General features: G+C 49.0%; 15 protein-coding genes. 6 read left to right on the top strand and 9 right to left on the bottom strand.

The window, feature by feature from the left end; translation table 11 throughout:
- Positions 1–20: 20 nt before the first annotated feature.
- Positions 21–785: a tRNA (guanosine(46)-N7)-methyltransferase TrmB gene (gene trmB, locus AC58QM_RS01945; RefSeq protein WP_497280921.1), complete on the bottom strand. Its 765-nt coding sequence runs from the start codon at positions 783–785 to the stop codon at positions 21–23.
- Positions 786–939: 154 nt separating this feature from the next.
- On the bottom strand, positions 940–1,563 hold the full coding sequence (locus AC58QM_RS01940; protein WP_497280919.1) for a WGxxGxxG family protein: 624 nt from the start codon (positions 1,561–1,563) through the stop codon (positions 940–942).
- A gap of 194 nt (positions 1,564–1,757) precedes the next feature.
- Between AC58QM_RS01940 and mnmL the strand changes: the two genes are divergently transcribed.
- The 3 genes from mnmL to AC58QM_RS01925 all read left to right on the top strand — a co-directional run bounded on the left by mnmL (position 1,758) and on the right by AC58QM_RS01925 (position 4,415).
- Positions 1,758–2,723, top strand: a complete 966-nt coding sequence (gene mnmL, locus AC58QM_RS01935) for a tRNA modification radical SAM protein MnmL/YtqA (RefSeq protein ID WP_497280917.1) — start codon at positions 1,758–1,760, stop codon at positions 2,721–2,723.
- 81 nt (positions 2,724–2,804) lie between these two features.
- Positions 2,805–3,377, top strand: a complete 573-nt coding sequence (gene mnmM / locus AC58QM_RS01930) for a tRNA 5-(aminomethyl)-2-thiouridylate-methyltransferase MnmM (RefSeq protein WP_497280915.1) — start codon at positions 2,805–2,807, stop codon at positions 3,375–3,377.
- A gap of 72 nt (positions 3,378–3,449) precedes the next feature.
- A complete protein-coding gene (locus tag AC58QM_RS01925; protein ID WP_310501254.1) occupies positions 3,450–4,415 on the top strand; it encodes a type I phosphomannose isomerase catalytic subunit in 966 nt (321 codons plus the stop codon).
- A gap of 89 nt (positions 4,416–4,504) precedes the next feature.
- On the opposite strand, the gene AC58QM_RS01920 is transcribed toward AC58QM_RS01925, so the two are convergent.
- From AC58QM_RS01920 to AC58QM_RS01900, 5 genes are all read right to left on the bottom strand, one after another.
- The gene (locus AC58QM_RS01920) at positions 4,505–6,007 is read right to left on the bottom strand and encodes an IMP dehydrogenase (RefSeq protein ID WP_497280913.1); all 1,503 of its coding nucleotides are present in this window, start codon (positions 6,005–6,007) and stop codon (positions 4,505–4,507) included.
- A gap of 152 nt (positions 6,008–6,159) precedes the next feature.
- A complete protein-coding gene (locus AC58QM_RS01915; RefSeq protein ID WP_497280911.1) occupies positions 6,160–6,585 on the bottom strand; it encodes a pyridoxamine 5'-phosphate oxidase family protein in 426 nt (141 codons plus the stop codon).
- Between the two features lie 123 nt (positions 6,586–6,708).
- The gene (locus AC58QM_RS01910) at positions 6,709–8,472 is read right to left on the bottom strand and encodes a B12-binding domain-containing radical SAM protein (protein ID WP_497280909.1); all 1,764 of its coding nucleotides are present in this window, start codon (positions 8,470–8,472) and stop codon (positions 6,709–6,711) included.
- 151 nt (positions 8,473–8,623) lie between these two features.
- Entirely contained in the window at positions 8,624–8,848 is a 225-nt protein-coding gene (locus AC58QM_RS01905) for a hypothetical protein (RefSeq protein ID WP_497280908.1), read from the bottom strand.
- Positions 8,849–9,359: 511 nt separating this feature from the next.
- Positions 9,360–10,703, bottom strand: a complete 1,344-nt coding sequence (locus tag AC58QM_RS01900; protein WP_497280906.1) for an FAD-dependent oxidoreductase — start codon at positions 10,701–10,703, stop codon at positions 9,360–9,362.
- A 159-nt stretch (positions 10,704–10,862) separates the two neighbouring features.
- Between AC58QM_RS01900 and AC58QM_RS01895 the strand changes: the two genes are divergently transcribed.
- The 3 genes from AC58QM_RS01895 (at position 10,863) to AC58QM_RS01885 (ending at position 14,010) form a co-directional block, all read left to right on the top strand.
- Positions 10,863–11,888: a LacI family DNA-binding transcriptional regulator gene (locus AC58QM_RS01895; protein ID WP_497280904.1), complete on the top strand. Its 1,026-nt coding sequence runs from the start codon at positions 10,863–10,865 to the stop codon at positions 11,886–11,888.
- Between the two features lie 100 nt (positions 11,889–11,988).
- The gene (locus AC58QM_RS01890) at positions 11,989–12,999 is read left to right on the top strand and encodes an RluA family pseudouridine synthase (protein WP_497280902.1); all 1,011 of its coding nucleotides are present in this window, start codon (positions 11,989–11,991) and stop codon (positions 12,997–12,999) included.
- Between the two features lie 54 nt (positions 13,000–13,053).
- Positions 13,054–14,010 carry a D-2-hydroxyacid dehydrogenase gene (locus tag AC58QM_RS01885; RefSeq protein WP_497280901.1) on the top strand — a complete coding sequence of 319 codons (957 nt, stop codon included), beginning with the start codon at positions 13,054–13,056 and terminating at the stop codon, positions 14,008–14,010.
- A gap of 116 nt (positions 14,011–14,126) precedes the next feature.
- On the opposite strand, the gene AC58QM_RS01880 is transcribed toward AC58QM_RS01885, so the two are convergent.
- Positions 14,127–14,969: a 1,4-dihydroxy-6-naphtoate synthase gene (locus tag AC58QM_RS01880; RefSeq protein WP_497280899.1), complete on the bottom strand. Its 843-nt coding sequence runs from the start codon at positions 14,967–14,969 to the stop codon at positions 14,127–14,129.
- Between the two features lies 1 nt (position 14,970).
- Complete coding sequence (locus tag AC58QM_RS01875; RefSeq protein ID WP_497280898.1) at positions 14,971–15,606, bottom strand: futalosine hydrolase; 636 nt, start codon at positions 15,604–15,606, stop codon at positions 14,971–14,973.
- Positions 15,607–15,751: the final 145 nt, after the last annotated feature.

Raw genomic sequence — 15,751 nt, 5'->3', positions numbered from 1 at the left:
GGATTAGTCTGTTTTTCAGCTTATTCAGCTGATTCTTTCGATTCCGCAGCTAGGGCAGATGCAGCGGCTTGCTTCAACTGCTCTTGGTGTGTGGACAAAGCTTCTTGTCCAATCACAACTTCGCATCGATGAATATTCATGCCTTGGCCTGCGAATTTAGTTTCGTACTCCGTCATCACATGATCAGGATGAATCCCATCAACGTGAAGATTCAGCGAAATATTACGCATTCTTAGACCCATATCCGCAAAGGAATTCAATGAAAATTCGAATAAGGATTGGGAATCTGTTTTCAAATGAATTTCGCCTTTCGCGTTCAAAATTTGTTGATATTTAGCAACAAATCCCGGATGCGTTAGACGTCTGCGCGCATGTTTCTTCTTTGGCCACGGATCACTAAAGTTCAAATACACGCGCTCTAGCTCGCCTTCGGCAAAAGCTTCCTCAATATGCTCGATATTAAACAGCATCAATCTTAGATTAGGAATGCTTAGTACCGCATCCTCCTCAGTTTCCACTGTAATATCGTGAGCAACCTTGGCTTTCTCACTTGCTTTTCGAATTAATTCGTCATACATATCCACACCGATGAAGTTAATGTTGGGATACTTTTTACTCATTTCACTGATAAAGCGCCCTTTGCCCATACCAAGCTCGGCATGAATCGGGTTATTATTTCCGAATAACTCGGCCCATTTGCCCTTGTAATCTTTGGCATTTAATACAACGAGTTCTTTTTGACGTTCGATATCTTCTCTGATACCTTTTCTACCCCGTAAACGCATTATTCATTTGCCTCCTACACGTACATGCTATCGAATACAAATCATAGTCGATTCTATAAAAAAAATCAAAACTTTCCTCTAGTAGATGAATGGAAGAATGAAAGAAAACACCCTCCGAAATGGAAGGTGCTTCACGTTTAGCAGATCAAAATGTTTATTTATAGCTTTCGTCTCTTCTACTATTATTGCTTCGTAATCCAGCTAAGCCCAATAGACCAACTAGACCTAACCAACCCCAATTACTTCCATTGGAGTTATCTGTTGTTGCATAAGCGCGATAAGAATTAGTTCCATAAGTGCTTGGCGGCGTTGTTGCAATACTTTTCGTACTCATTCTATCGACCATATTCGTGCTGCGATTCACACCTCGCTCAACCGCATTGGCTCCGCGTTCGACACCCCGCTCAACCGCGTTAGCTCCTTTTTCGATTGGATTGGTTCCATATCCATTCATATGGTCCATAACACCTGTGCCTCTTTCGGCAGTTCCATAGCCATTGTAGGTGTTCGTGGTCGTCAAATTCCCATTATAGACCCCGTTCGTGCCATTCCCGCTAAAATTCTGAGAGCCGATGCCACCAAGCCCCATTCCTGGTGAAGTCGCATCATAATTGCTCCCCGTGTATCCCGTTGATGTCGTAGTCCCCAATGTCCCAATTGGTGATCCGTTTCCGATCGCATTGCCCGTATCCACATTCTTGGCCTGAGCACTTGCTGCCCCCATACTTAAAGCTGTCGTCAATGCTACCGCCAAAGTTATCGTGCGAAACTTTTTCATGTAGTCAATTTCCCCTCTCAGCTTGTAATTGTGGTGCACCGTTATCATGCTCGCATATGATCTGTTTTATAGGGGGACTTGTTGGAAAGGCAGGGGTCGCTTTCATGTGTAAATTTCGCTACAATATAGGTTGAAACAAAATAAACGACAACGCCGTTTATGGAGAAGCAACAGAAAGAAAGGATACATGTCCTATGTCTACAATAATTCAGGAATCACCTCAGCTTTGGGGAGATAAACGTTTCCATACATGGAATTATGAAATGCGCGATGCCTTCGGGGGTAAAGTTTTCAAAGTTATGCTAGATGCGGGCTTCACCTGCCCGAACCGTGACGGAAAGATTGCAACAGGCGGATGTACCTTCTGTAGTGCACGTGGATCAGGAGATTTCGCAGGAAGCCGCCGCGATGATCTCGTTACACAATTTAATAAGATCCGCGATTTACAGCATCAAAAATGGCCGGAAGCCAACTATATCGGCTATTTTCAAGCCTATACGAATACTTACGCGCCAGTTGAAGAGCTGCGAGAGTATTATGAAGAGATTTTGAAACAGCCTGGTGTCGTAGGCTTGTCCATTGCAACGCGGCCGGATTGCCTGCCGGATGATGTTATTGAATATTTGGCAGAATTGAATCAACGCACCTATTTGTGGATAGAGATGGGTCTGCAAACGGTTCATGAATCCACATCCGTGCTCATTAATCGGGCTCATGACACGCAATGCTATCTAGATGCTGTAGCTAAGCTCCGCAAACATAATATTCGCGTGTGTGCGCACATTATTTATGGCTTGCCTGGAGAAACCCATGACATGATGCTGGATACTGGCAAAGCGGTTGCTCAAATGGATGTGCAAGGCATCAAAATCCATTTGCTTCATCTCATGCGCAAAACCCCTATGGTGAAGCAGTATGAAGCTGGCTTGCTGCAATTCTTGGAGAAAGATGAATACGTGAAGCTGATTGTCGATACACTTGAAATTTTGCCACCTGAAATGATCGTTCATCGCCTCACAGGGGATGCCCCGCGGGATCTCTTAATCGGACCGATGTGGAGTTTGAAGAAATGGGAAGTGTTGAACGCTTTTGATAAATTGCTCACGGAACGTAATACGTGGCAAGGGAAGTATTGGACTGGGAAAGCAGAGCAAGTTTGATAGGATAGAACAGAACAGAGCATCCCGTCCTGATGTAAGGGAACTAGGATGCTCTATTTATTTGATGGAGGCATGCTACACATGGGATTCGTTTCAGTTCTGAGTTATGTACACCAGCTAATTGGGCAACGCGTCCAGCCTGGTGATACCGTTATAGATGCCACGCTCGGCACTGGCGTGGATGCCTTGCATATGGCGAAGCTCGTAGGCGCTCGCGGCAGCGTCTACGGCTTCGATATCCAGCAGGCCGCGCTGGATCAAACCGGTGAACGTCTGGCGAAGGAGCAGCCAGACGCCCAAGTACACATGAGCTTATGCAGCCATGCGCTCATGGAAGCGGCGGTGCCGCAAGACCGCCACGGCAAGGTCGCCGCGGTCACCTTCAATCTCGGCTACCTGCCGGGAGCCGATACAGCCATAATCACTGAGCAGGCATCGACGATACCTGCTCTCGAGGCCGCCCTCCGCCTGCTGCGCAAAGGCGGGATCGTGACCATCGTGCTGTACAGCGGCCACGATGGCGGGTCCGATGAAGCCGCAGCGGTCGAGCGCTGGGCAGAGAACTTGCCGCTCGCAGCGTTTCAAGTGCTGCGGTATCAATTTGCCAATCGCAGCGCCTCCGCGCCGTATCTCTTGGCTCTAGAAAAAAGATAGCCGCATGATATAATGCTAGAGTGGTATAAATGACAGAATGCTAGAATAGACTAGGGGAAAGTAGGGATTGTTTTGAAATCATACCCGTTACAATTTCAACCTGAAATGAAAGAACGTGTTTGGGGAGGCAGAACCCTCGAACGTTTCGGCTTTGAGCTGCCAGAAGGCGCAATCGGTGAAGGCTGGATGATCGGCGATCACCCGAACGGAACAACGAAAGTCATCAATGGCGAATTAGCTGGACTAGGTCTGGACGAAATTCGTGAGAAATACGGCAAAACATTGTTCGGCACCAAGGGATTTTCTGAGAAAAACGGACGTTTTCCACTCTTAATTAAATTGCTAGATTGTGAGGACGATCTGTCTGTTCAGGTTCATCCCAACGATCACTACGAGAACCTCGCGGCTGGTGAACTTGGCAAAACAGAAATGTGGTACATTCTCGATGCGAAGCCAGGCGCCAAAATTATATATGGCATGAAAGAAGGGGTAACACGGGAAAGCCTTGCAGAAGCAATTGCGGAGAACCGCATTATGGATTGCTTGCAAGAAGTTCCTGTCGAAGCCGGAGATTCCTTCTACATACCTGCTGGAACGGTTCACGCGTTAGGTGCAGGTGTGCTAGTAGCCGAAATTCAACAAAACTCGGATACAACGTACCGATTGTATGATTACAACCGTCCAGGCTTGGATGGCAAAATGCGTGAACTTCACATCGAGGATTCCCTCAATGTCATCGCGTATGAAGGTTCAGGCTCCACACGCATGAAGACAGATTTGACGGAAGCAGGCACATGGTTGACGCTCGCTTCATCTCCTTTTTTCACTGTGGAAAAAGGTCTGGTAGGTCCGCAATGGGAACTCACAACGACGCCTGAAAGCTTCGTGATCCTTGTGATCGCAGATGGTAACGGAACGCTGCAATGGGCAGACGGTCAAATCGCGACGAAGCCAGGCGACTGTTTCTTACTTCCTGCTGATTTGGGCAGCTACTCACTTGAGGGCAAAATGACGGTAATTCGCAGTTATTTGCCATAATAAATAATTGTTCGCTAAGTAATGAAAAAAAGCTCTCTGATAGCAGCCGCGGTTGACGGGCACTGTCAGAGAGCTTTTATTTATCGGTGTTAGTGTTCTTCCGTAAGGCTGCTTTCTTTCAGGATCACGTCGTGTGCTCCGCCTTCAACGAGTGATGTTGCGGATACGAGCGCGATTCTTGCATTTTGCTTCAATTCATCCAGCGTCAAGGAACCGCAGTTGCACATTGTTGACTTAATTTTACCCAGCGTCTTGTCCAAGTTTTCTTGCAGACTTCCCGCATAAGGAACGTAGGAATCTACGCCTTCTTCGAATAGAAGCTTGCTCTTGCCGCCAGTGTCATAACGCTGCCAGTTACGTGCACGATTGGACCCTTCGCCCCAATATTCTTTGACGAAATTGTTGCCAACTTTCAGCTTGCGAGTAGGACTCTCATCGAAACGTGCAAAATATCTACCCAACATAACGAAGTCCGCACCCATCGCCAAAGCAAGAGTCACATGGTAGTCGTGTACGATACCACCATCGGAACAGATCGGAACATAGATCCCTGTTTCTCTGAAGTACTCGTCTCTCGCTTCAACAACCTCCATCACAGAGGAAGCTTGGCCGCGGCCAATACCTTTTTGTTCCCGCGTAATACAGATGGACCCGCCGCCGATCCCCACTTTAATAAAGTCAGCACCTGACTCTACCAAGTAACGGAAGCCTTCGCGATCAACAACGTTGCCGGCACCAATTTTCACATCAAAATTCTTCTTCACATACTGCACCGTCTCATGCTGCCATTCGCTGTAACCGTCCGAAGAATCGATAACGAGAATGTCTACGCCCGCTTCAACTAGCGCAGGAACTCGCTCCGTATAATCCTTCGTGTTGATCCCAGCGCCAACAATATAGCTCTTATTCTTATCTAGAAGCTCCATCGGGTTTTCTTTGTGCTCATCGTAATCCTTACGGAAAACAAGCGTATCAAGCTTCCCATTGTCATCCACGATCGGTAAGCAGTTCAGCTTATGATCCCAGATCAGATTGTTCGCTTCGGAGAGCGTAATGCCCGACTTACCATAAATTAATTTCTCAAAAGGCGTCATAAACTCCGAAATTTTACGATCTAACGGATCACGGCTCTTGCGGTAGTCACGGCCTGTTACGATCCCCAGCAATTGTCCGTTCGCTGTGCCATCATCGGTGATCGCAACGGTGGAGTGCCCTGTGTCTTCTTTCAAAGCTAGCACATCACTAAGGGTCTGCTCAGGTTTCAAGTTGGAGCGGCTTAAGACAAAGCCAGCCTTGTACCCTTTTACCTTACGCACCATCTGTGCTTGCTCTTCAATGGACTGAGAGCCAAAAATGAACGAAATCCCGCCACTACGCGCCAATGCAATAGCCATTCCATCATCGGATACGGCTTGCATGACAGCAGAAGAAAACGGGATATTCAGTGAGATCGCAGGTTCCTCACCTTTATTAAACTTAACTAGCGGGGTCTTCAACTTTACATTTGCCGGTGTACATGCCTTCTTCGTCAGGTTAGGAATCAACAGAAACTCACTAAACGTACGCGATGGGTCCATATAATACGTAGCCACTTTACACTTCCTCCTAGTATAGGGATTTTTGAGCGTAGCTCAAATTCTCTCCTTAAATTGATCCATAGGTAAATTTTTATAATCTTATCACTGAACCTTACCTGTGGTCAATGGATTTTTTAGGGAAATGTTCAGTAGGCTGCGAATCGATGTTATTTCTTCCAAATCTGCGGCTCAGAGCCATGACTCGAATATTCCATATAGTACGGGGACACATCCATCACGACATAGTCAGGATCATGCGGTCCATCAAACCATTGTTTCATCTCGTCTTTCCATAGCTTCTCCCGAAGCGCATTGTCTGAAGAAATCGTAGCTGTTGCCTGAATTTGCAAAATATGCGGCGTTGATTTGCCATCGTAGCCCACAAGAATATGCACATGCGGATTTTCTTGGAGTTCTTCCACCTTATCTGTTTTTTTGCTCGTTGTTAAATAAATCTCTAATCCTTCATGAAACAAAGCCATATAGCGCACCTTTGGCTTGTTTCCGTCAATTGTCGCAAAGGAGCACACTTGATTGGCGTTCAGCACTTGGATGATTTGCTCTTCGAGTTGTGCGTTTTTGGTTTCGATCATAGTTAGCTCTCCTTTCAGTTTTCAATCTACTTCAACTACCCTAGATTACCCAGATGGGCGCGTGTTCAATCGGTTTATGCGAAAAAAAATCCCTCTCACGCCAGAGGTGAGAGGGATGTGAAGCTAAATCGTTGCCAGTTGCTGCAACGGCATCGTATAGTAGGACGCCGGCTTCTGCGCGTCCGGCGGGAAATGCACGATAAGCAGCTCCTTGCTGCTTTCGTCGAGTTCGCCGCTTTGCAGGTACGTCTGCAAAGCGAAGGGTAGAACCTCAAGCATCGCATGCTTGTGGAGGTCTTTTTCGTTGATGCGGAGACTCCCGAAGTCTCCGCTTGCGAGCTCAGGCTGCTCTGCAAGCAGCTTGAGGTAGGCATTCTGTTCGGACTTCTCCAAGGTGAAGTCCCACCAGATTTTGCGCGGCTTATATTTATGGCCGAGGAAGTAATCGAGCTTCATCAGGCCTTCGATGATGTGCATGTTGTTCGTCCCGCGATGCATCAGGAACTCGTGCAAACGAGTGAACAGATCCTCGAGCTGATGCCCGATCTTCTGCCAGCCGCGGCCTTCCCAGAAGTCGCCGAATTCTTGGAAGAAGTCGAACGCCGAAGCAAACTCTTTGGCGATCAAGTGCTTCACCGTATGATCCATCCGGTGGGCGTTCCAATATTTCTCGAGCACATCCTCCACACGCTTGATTCGAATCAAGTCGGTGAAAGGTAGGATGTCGTTGCCGAGAATCTCGTAAGGAGCGTGGTCCATATAAATATAGCCATATTTATGGGCATCGTTACGCATGCCTGTGCCGCGTAGCATTTTGAGGAAGCCAAGTTGCAGCTCTTCCGGTCCTAGCTCGAAAACGTCGTTAAACGTCTTACGGAACGAGTTGTAATCTTCTTCCGGCAGACCAGCGATGAGATCGAGATGCTGATCGATTTTGAGGCTATTTTTCACCTTAGACACAGTACGACTCAGCTTGAAGAAGTTCTGTCTGCGCTGCACGAGGTCATTCGTCGTGTCGTTCGTCGATTGCACACCGATTTCAAAACGGAACGTGCCCGGAGGGGCATTTTCAGCTAGATAATCAAGAACTTCGGGTCGCATAATGTCCGCTGTAATCTCGAATTGGAACACGGTGCCGCGGTGATTCTTGATGAGGAATTCAAAGATTTCCATCGCATAGTCCCGCTTGATGTTAAACGTACGATCCACGAATTTGATCAGCTTCGCGCCCGAATCAATCAGATACAGCAGATCCGCCTTCGTCCGCTCCATATCAAAATACCGCACACCTACCTCGATACTTGATAAGCAGAATTGACAGGAGAAAGGGCAGCCACGGCTCGTCTCGAAGTACACAACACGATTCGCTAGGCTCGGAAGATCTTCCTTGAAGCGATGTGGAGACGGGATATCATCCAGCTTCAGCTTCGGTCTGCCCGGCATAAGAATCACTTCTTGTTCCTTGCGGTAGGCAACGCCGTAGACGAAGTGATATTTACGCGTCGTTGAAATTTCGGTGAGCAGCTGATGGAACGTTTCTTCCCCTTCGCCCATCACGATGAAATCAACCTCAGGAATGCGCTCCATCCAGTAGTCGGTGTCATAAGAAACCTCGGGTCCGCCGAGGACGATGATAAGTTCGGGACGGATTTTTTTGATCATTTTGATAATGTTGATCGTCTCTTCGATGTTCCATATGTAACAGGAAAAGCCCAGCACGTCCGGCGCCTTCTGATAGATGTCAGAAACGACATTCATGACAGGATCTTTAATCGTATATTCGGATATTTCAACATCAAAATCCTTCTCGCAGAACGCTTTAAGGTAGCGCAAAGCCAAGGAGGTATGAATGAATTTGGCGTTTAGTGTGGATACAAGTACTTTCATATGAAAAAAACCTCGTTCTATTCTGGGTTATCGTGCCTCTACTAATTCTACACGAAAACGGTTGAAATACAAAGGAAAGCCCTCCCATGCGGGACGACTTGTGCCGTGTTTTGGCCAAATTGGAAGAGTCATTCGGACAAATAAAGAGCTGTTAGAGCACCATATCGTCGTCCAAATGTGGGGCTTCATAGGGGAATTGCAAGTAGGAGGCTTCTTCGATGGCATTTTTCCAGCGTTCGGCGTGAGCGTACAATTGTTGTTCGACTTCCTGAATTTTCTGATGGATGACATCAGCGGATTCTGCCGGTTCATGCTGCAGCGATTGCTGCAAGGTTGAGCGTTCTTCGAACCACTGTGTTAATTGATATAAAAGCATAAGGACACATCTCCTTCACACGATAGATGATAATGTACGTGCTAGTGTTCCCTGATTTGTAGAGGTGTATTCGGGGGAGTCTGGCAGCTGCCGGCATTAAGGGATATAGCGTGCGTTAGAAGATTGGTGGTCATGTAAGGATGGTGCGGTAGCTGATTCTGTCCAGGGAGAGTGTGTTGGAGTAGCTAATGGTTAGTCATTGGATAAATCCAATGAAATCAACAAATTTGGACTTAATTTTTCTCTCACATTGGATTTATCCAGTGGAGAGGCTCATTTGGGGCAGAAAAAGTGGCTATTCTGGGAATTTGAATGGATTTATCCAATCAAACACAAAATCTGGCAACTTTTCAGAGCGTTCTATTGGATTTATCCAATGAGGAGCGGTGGGGCGGGGGTTGGGGTTGGGTTGGGTTGGGTTGGGGTTGGGGTTGGGGTTGGGGTGAGGCCTCCTACAAACACACATCAAAAACCCCAGCGTCACAAGACACTGGGGGTTCACTAACGATATCTACTTCAACAAAGCCCCATCCTTCTCAAGGACGGCTTGTAGCTCGGCAACGTTAATCTCTGCTGGCAGCACGCCGTGCTTCACAGCGAGCCCTGCAGCGGAGCCTGCGGCTTGGCCTGTAGCCATGCAACTTGGCGTTAGGCGCGTCGTCGCGAGCGCTTCATGCGAGGTGGAGATGCAGCGACCTGCGGTGAGCAGGTTCTCGATTTTTTGCGGGAGCAGGCAGCGGTACGGGATGTCGTAGGCACCATCGCCTTTAACCCAAGCTGCGGTTACGCCTTTGCCCGATGGATCGTGGATATCGATCGGGTACCCACTGCGTGCGATAACGTCATCAAAATGACGGCCTTGCACGACATCATCCACTTGAAGCGCATACTGGCCGTCAATACGACGTGTTTCGCGAATACCAATTTGTGCGCCAACGTTGGAAATCGAGGCTTTTTCAAAGCCTGGCAGGTTATTTCGCATAAACTCAGCGACCATCAACACTTGCTTGCGCCCAAGCTCTTCGGCCTCGGTCAAGTCTTCTACATTGGTGCCATCCAGCCCCTGCACACGCGTAGTATTGACCAGTACTTCGTCGTCCTCTGGACCTGTGAAGAACAGTACTTGATCGCGATTGATCGGCAGATTCGCTTCCTTCCAGTGTTTGAAATAGCCAAGCACACCAGAAAGAGGGAGATCAGCGAGCTCGGAGAAAGGCGTCTTTTTATAAAACTCATCCGGGTGATCGATCATGTATTGTTTCACGGCAGGCAGATTCACACCCCGCATTCTGAATTTCATCGTCATTGGCTGTGTCGCTTTATCCCCGTCGCGCCCCTTTAGGCACGGAGCACCAGACAGATACGCGAGATCAGCGTCTCCTGTTGTATCAATAAATACTTTGCCACGGACATCAATTCTGCCGGATTTGGACGTCAACTGCACCGATTGAATGCGATTGTCCACGGTCTCTACATGATCGACAAAGCTATGGAAAAGCAGCTTAACGCCCGCTTCTTTGAGCATATCGACGGCAAGAACTTTATATATTTCAGGATGATACGGTGTGATCGTATTCACGAAACCAACGGTATCGCGAAGATGTCCCGGTGATGCGTTCATCGCCATCAGGCGGTCAATAATTTCTTGCGCAAGACCCGCAATGACTTGTTTGCCATCCGTTGTATGAAACGTCATCCAAGGATACACTAGCGCTGCCGTGGACATCCCGCCAATAAAACCGTATTTCTCAATTAAAACAGTTTTGGCCCCGCTTCGACCTGCAGCAATGGCTGCGTTAACCCCCGCTGGTCCTCCACCTACAACGACCACATCTGCTTCTATCTGTTTGATCATCTGACTTCGCTCCCTTAGGTTCATTGTTTGGTTTTCCGAATGCTTTTTCTATGTCTTGCTTCTCTCCTAGTGTAGTTTAAAAAGAACCTTCTTTTTAGTATCAAATTAGTTTAAAATTAGAGATACAGAAGGTATCAGAAAAGGAGACATCTCAGACGAATGCGCAAACGAATTACGCTCTACGATTTGGCCGATCAGCTAGGCTTAACGATTCAAACGGTATCCAAAGCGCTGCGCGGACTGCCTGGCATGTCAGAGCAGACACGAAGTGAAGTTTTCAAACTCGCGCGCGAGCTTGGCTATATGACCAAAGACCAAAAAGTAACGCTTCAACAAGATCTCATCTCACCGTATCCCGTTGTACAGCGCAGGTTCGTACTCGTCCAAAACAAACAATCGTTAAACTTTAATCGCCTGCTGCTGCAAGGCCTGCATGAACGCTTCATGGAATTCGGACACACGGTCCAGCCACTTCTCATTCCTCCTAAACTGAAGCCATCGCAATTCAATGACTGGGCTGAGGATCAAGGACTGCTGTATGCAGAAGGGGTGTTTATCGCACCACGAATGAACTTCGATCTCTTGGAACAAAAGCTGCTGGAACTGCAAATCCCCCGGATTCTGCTGAATTTCCCGCCACCGGAGTCAAAGGTGGATAGTGTCATTTGGGATGTGTATGAGGCTGTTTATCAGGCGGTTCGAAGGCTAGTACGCATGGGCCACAGAAACATCCTTTATGTAGGTGACACGAAGGATCAACGCGGATTCGTTATCCGTTGGCAGGCTTTCACAGAAGCGATGAAAGAAGCTGGAGTCAACGTAGATCCTGCCGAGCACGCGATAGAGCGAGATGGTTCAGAGGGGTGGCTGCACGATTTTGAGCGAAAATATCAGCTGCGTCAACCAACGGCTGTCATTTGCGGCATTGATGAAGAAGCTGCGCCTGTGTATCACACGCTTCGCCGATTAGGCGTAAACGTGCCGCAGCAATGCTCGCTGGTTGCACTGTTGAATGAACAGATTGACACGCTCCCGCTCTGTTCTCGCCCTCAACTGCCGATCCGCGAGGCTGGCTATCGCGCAGCAGATCGCATGCTATGGCGGATTGCGAATCCGCATTTACCTTTTGAACATGTGCGGCTGCAGGGAGATTTTTTCATGGGGAGCACGATTCAGAAGCTGTAGCGTTCGAGTCAATCATTTCATTTGCTTTTACGAACGTGGTATATTGGAGGTCGAATGAACTGACCGGAAGGTAAGCCATCGCACTAGGAGGTATTTTAAAATGCAAAAAAAACAAGGTTCACGTCCAAAATCCACTGGAGGCCAAAAACCCAGATTTGGTACGCATAAAGCACAAACCCATTCGAGTCAAGCAGGTGCAGGTAAGAGTAGTCAGGAATCGAGTACTCGCCAGTATACGGTGAAGGAACCTGCTGAGCTTCTGCCCTTTTTATTAGAAAAGCTATCGAGTCTAGGTCGAAATGCGGTCAAAGCGATTCTCGCTCGTGGACAAGTCGCAGTGAATGGCAAAGCGGTCACGGCTTATAATTACCCTTTGCAACCGGAAATGACGGTCACAATCAATAAGGATAAAGTCGTAGAGGATATTCCGCTGGCTGGCATGACGATTTTGCACGAAGATAACGATGTAATTGTGATTCAAAAGGATGCTGGCCTTCTATCCATTGCAACGGACACACAGGAAAATCAAATTACGGCCTATCGCCAACTTACGGCGCATGTGCGGAATCATGATCCGAAGGCGCGGATTTTTGTCGTTCATCGTCTTGATCGTGACACATCTGGAGTGATGATGTTTGCCAAAAACGAACAGGCACAGCAGCATTTGCAAAACACTTGGCAGGAAAGCGTCAAGGAACGGACGTATGTGGCTTTAGTGGAAGGCATGGTGCGTAAGCCAGAGGGCACGATTTCTTCGTGGCTCAAAGAGCACGCGAAATCACTCAAAATGTTCTCCACACCGTACCCGAACGATGGACAGCACGCTGTCACGCATTACAAAACTCTGCAAGCAAACAAGAGCTTCTCCCTGCTTGAGGTGAATTTGGAGACTGGCCGCAAAAACCAGATTCGCGTTCATATGCAGGATATCGGGCATCCCGTTGCTGGAGATAAAAAGTATGGCTCCAAATCTAAGGAGATCAATCGACTCGGTCTGCATGCGCGTGTGCTAGCCTTCTTGCACCCGACAACAGGACAGTTAATGCGTTTCGAGACACATATTCCGAAGCTGTTTTTGAACCCTTTTAAAGAGCCAGGTGTGAAAAAATAACGCCTTGAGGATAAGCGAAACAGATGGCATAAAACATGGAGAGGGTGTACTGGGATGAACATTGTGGTACTTGATGGATATGCGTTAAATCCAGGAGACTTAACTTGGAGCGAGTTTGAGGCACTTGGGGAGCTCGTTGTTTATGATCGCACAGCAGAAAACCAAATCGTCGAACGTGCGGCTAGCGCAGATATGGTGCTGACGAATAAAACCCCTCTCTCTGCACAAACGCTGGAGCAGCTGCCTAATCTAAAATATATTGGCGTTTTGGCGACTGGCTACAATATTGTCGATATCCAAGCGGCGAAAATGAACGGCATTCTCGTTACAAATGTGCCAGCTTACAGCACGAATTCGGTTGCTCAATTGGTTTTTGCCTTGGTTTTGGAGTTCTGCCATCGTATACAACGCCATAGCGACAGTGTGCTTCAAGGTGACTGGGCTAGATCGATCGATTTCAGCTACAGCAAGTCCCCGCTAGTAGAGTTAAGCGGTCAAACCATAGGGATGATCGGACTTGGTCAGATCGGCAAACAAACGGCGCTTATCGCTAGGGCGATGGGGATGAAGGTCATTGCTACAGGCAGCGGGCGAAGTGTTCCTCAGCCTGTCGAAGGCATAGAGTGGGTATCTCTTGAAGAGCTGCTACAGCGCGCTGATGTGATCAGCTTGCATTGTCCGCTGACCCCAGCAACGAATGAGTTGATCAATGCAGAGCGCATCGCTTTGATGAAGTCATCGGCTATTCTAATTAATACGGCAAGAGGCGGTCTCCTTCATGAGGCCGATGTCGCGCAAGCTTTGAATGAAGGCCGACTCGCTGGTGCTGGGCTAGATGTATTAACGGTAGAACCACCCAAGCCAGATAATCCCTTGCTACATGCGCAGAATGTGATTATTACACCGCATATTGCTTGGGCAACAAAGGAAGCCAGAGCTAGATTGATGGCTGTTGCAGGCAATAATGCGCGGAGTTTTGTGCAGGGCACGCCTGTGAATGTGATTGGGTAGGGGATACTTTAATTAAACCTCTTAACCAGAGGGAAGTTCTGGTATGATAAAAACAAAAAAGCTGTCTTCCCAGTAGATGTTATCTACGGGAGATCAGCTTTTTTTGCGTTCTATTGCTATTTCAATAAAGCCGCATAATCCATCTGCGGCACAAGGCCTGCCTCGGCGGCACGTTGAAGCAAGGTCAACACAGCGCCATATCCGCTATCGCCGAGATCAGCGGTGAACTCATTGACGTACAGGTCAATGTGCTGCTGCGCAACCTGTGGATCCATCTCCTGCGCGTGTTCCATGACGTAGTCGCGTGAAGCTTCCGGATGCGCCCACGCGTATTCAACGGAAGCGCGAGCCCAACCCGCGAGCGCCTCCACATCCATCGTGCGCCGAGCAATGATGGCGCCCAGCGGGATCGGCAGCCCGGTGTCGGACTCCCACCAGCTGCCCAAATCGGTTAGAAGCGCTAACCCGAACGACGGGTACGTAAATCGCGCTTCATGAATAACGAGGCCGGCATCGATGAGGCCGTCCCGCACGGCGGGCATGATCTCGTGGAACGGCATGACCACGATTTCGCCTACGCCGCCAGGTACGTTCTGTTCAGCCCATAGGCGGAACAGTAAGTACGCGGTCGAGCGCTCGCTTGGCACAGCGACTCGGCGGCCGCTAAGTGCAGCCGGGTCCTGGGTGCCAGTGCCGTTTGGCTGCATAAGCACAAGCGGCCCGCAGCCTCTGCCCAAGGCGCCGCCGCAGGGCAGCAGGGCGTAATCCTGCAGCACCCACGGGAGTGCTGCGTAGGAGATCTTGAGCACGTCGGGGCCAGTCCCTTCGGCGGCCAGACGGTTCGTAATATCGATGTCCGCGTAGAGGACATCGAGCTCTGGTGCACCTGGAATTAAACCATGTGCCCAGGCATGGAAAACAAAGGTATCGTTGGGACAAGGTGAGAACGCTATTTTCATATTAAAGCACCTCCGCTATGACTGAACCTGCTGATTCTAAAGCTTGTAAGGCCTCACCGATCCGCCAAGCGTCTCGGTCTCGCGGCCCCACGGCGTTGGAGATCGCGCGGATCTCCAACACAGGCACGCCGCGCTGCTGCGCTGCTGTCGCAATGCCGAAGCCTTCCATGGCTTCGGCGGCAGCGCCAGGCACGCGCGCCGCCAGCGCAGCGGCGGTTGCCGCTGTTCCGGTGGCCGTAGCCACCGTCAGCACCGGCGCCGCTTGCGCCTTCAAGCCGGCGGCTTGCAGCGCCGCCGTCACGCGCTCGGCTTCGGAAGCAACGCTGATACGCGTTGAGCCGAAGCCCAGCTCGTCTAAGCTGCTGAAGCCGTCCAGCAGCTCAACACCAAGATCAGCGGCGATGATCTCGCTCGCAATAACCAGCGAGCCTATTTCTGCTTGACCTGCGAAACCGCCGGCGATACCGGCGATAATCACGAGGTCATAGTCAGCTTTGGCAAGCTCAAGGGCTCCATTGACCGCTGCCGCGGCAATGCCCACGCCAGCTAACGCATATTCAAATCGACTATCCTGACCAAGACCCCGTTGTATGGCATCTCGTTCAGCAGCGACTGCTGTCATCACAAGTATTCGCATGATTACGATTTTCCCCTTTAAACTTTGACGTCTATCTACATATTTTACATGAGCACCGCCCAGAAGGAAACTTTCACGCTTGACACACCCATCTAATTTAAATATTATCTAATTAGATATATATTTAATTTAAGTTGAGGAGCTG

Source organism: Paenibacillus sp. J22P165, from assembly GCF_059692015.1.
Note: the sequence above shows the minus strand (reverse complement) of the source record. Positions and strands in the feature narration are given on the sequence as shown.

Excerpts from the sequence above, each read along its gene's own strand:
- trmB (WP_497280921.1), bottom strand. The coding sequence starts at position 785 with ATGCGTTTACGGGGTAGAAAAGGTATCAGAGAAGATATCGAACGTCAA.
- AC58QM_RS01940 (WP_497280919.1), bottom strand. The coding sequence starts at position 1,563 with ATGAAAAAGTTTCGCACGATAACTTTGGCGGTAGCATTGACGACAGCT.
- mnmL (WP_497280917.1), top strand. The coding sequence starts at position 1,758 with ATGTCTACAATAATTCAGGAATCACCTCAGCTTTGGGGAGATAAACGT.
- mnmM (WP_497280915.1), top strand. The coding sequence starts at position 2,805 with ATGGGATTCGTTTCAGTTCTGAGTTATGTACACCAGCTAATTGGGCAA.
- AC58QM_RS01915 (WP_497280911.1), bottom strand. The coding sequence starts at position 6,585 with ATGATCGAAACCAAAAACGCACAACTCGAAGAGCAAATCATCCAAGTG.
- AC58QM_RS01910 (WP_497280909.1), bottom strand. The coding sequence starts at position 8,472 with ATGAAAGTACTTGTATCCACACTAAACGCCAAATTCATTCATACCTCC.
- AC58QM_RS01905 (WP_497280908.1), bottom strand. The coding sequence starts at position 8,848 with ATGCTTTTATATCAATTAACACAGTGGTTCGAAGAACGCTCAACCTTG.
- AC58QM_RS01900 (WP_497280906.1), bottom strand. The coding sequence starts at position 10,703 with ATGATCAAACAGATAGAAGCAGATGTGGTCGTTGTAGGTGGAGGACCA.
- AC58QM_RS01895 (WP_497280904.1), top strand. The coding sequence starts at position 10,863 with ATGCGCAAACGAATTACGCTCTACGATTTGGCCGATCAGCTAGGCTTA.
- AC58QM_RS01890 (WP_497280902.1), top strand. The coding sequence starts at position 11,989 with ATGCAAAAAAAACAAGGTTCACGTCCAAAATCCACTGGAGGCCAAAAA.
- AC58QM_RS01885 (WP_497280901.1), top strand. The coding sequence starts at position 13,054 with ATGAACATTGTGGTACTTGATGGATATGCGTTAAATCCAGGAGACTTA.
- AC58QM_RS01880 (WP_497280899.1), bottom strand. The coding sequence starts at position 14,969 with ATGAAAATAGCGTTCTCACCTTGTCCCAACGATACCTTTGTTTTCCAT.
- AC58QM_RS01875 (WP_497280898.1), bottom strand. The coding sequence starts at position 15,606 with ATGCGAATACTTGTGATGACAGCAGTCGCTGCTGAACGAGATGCCATA.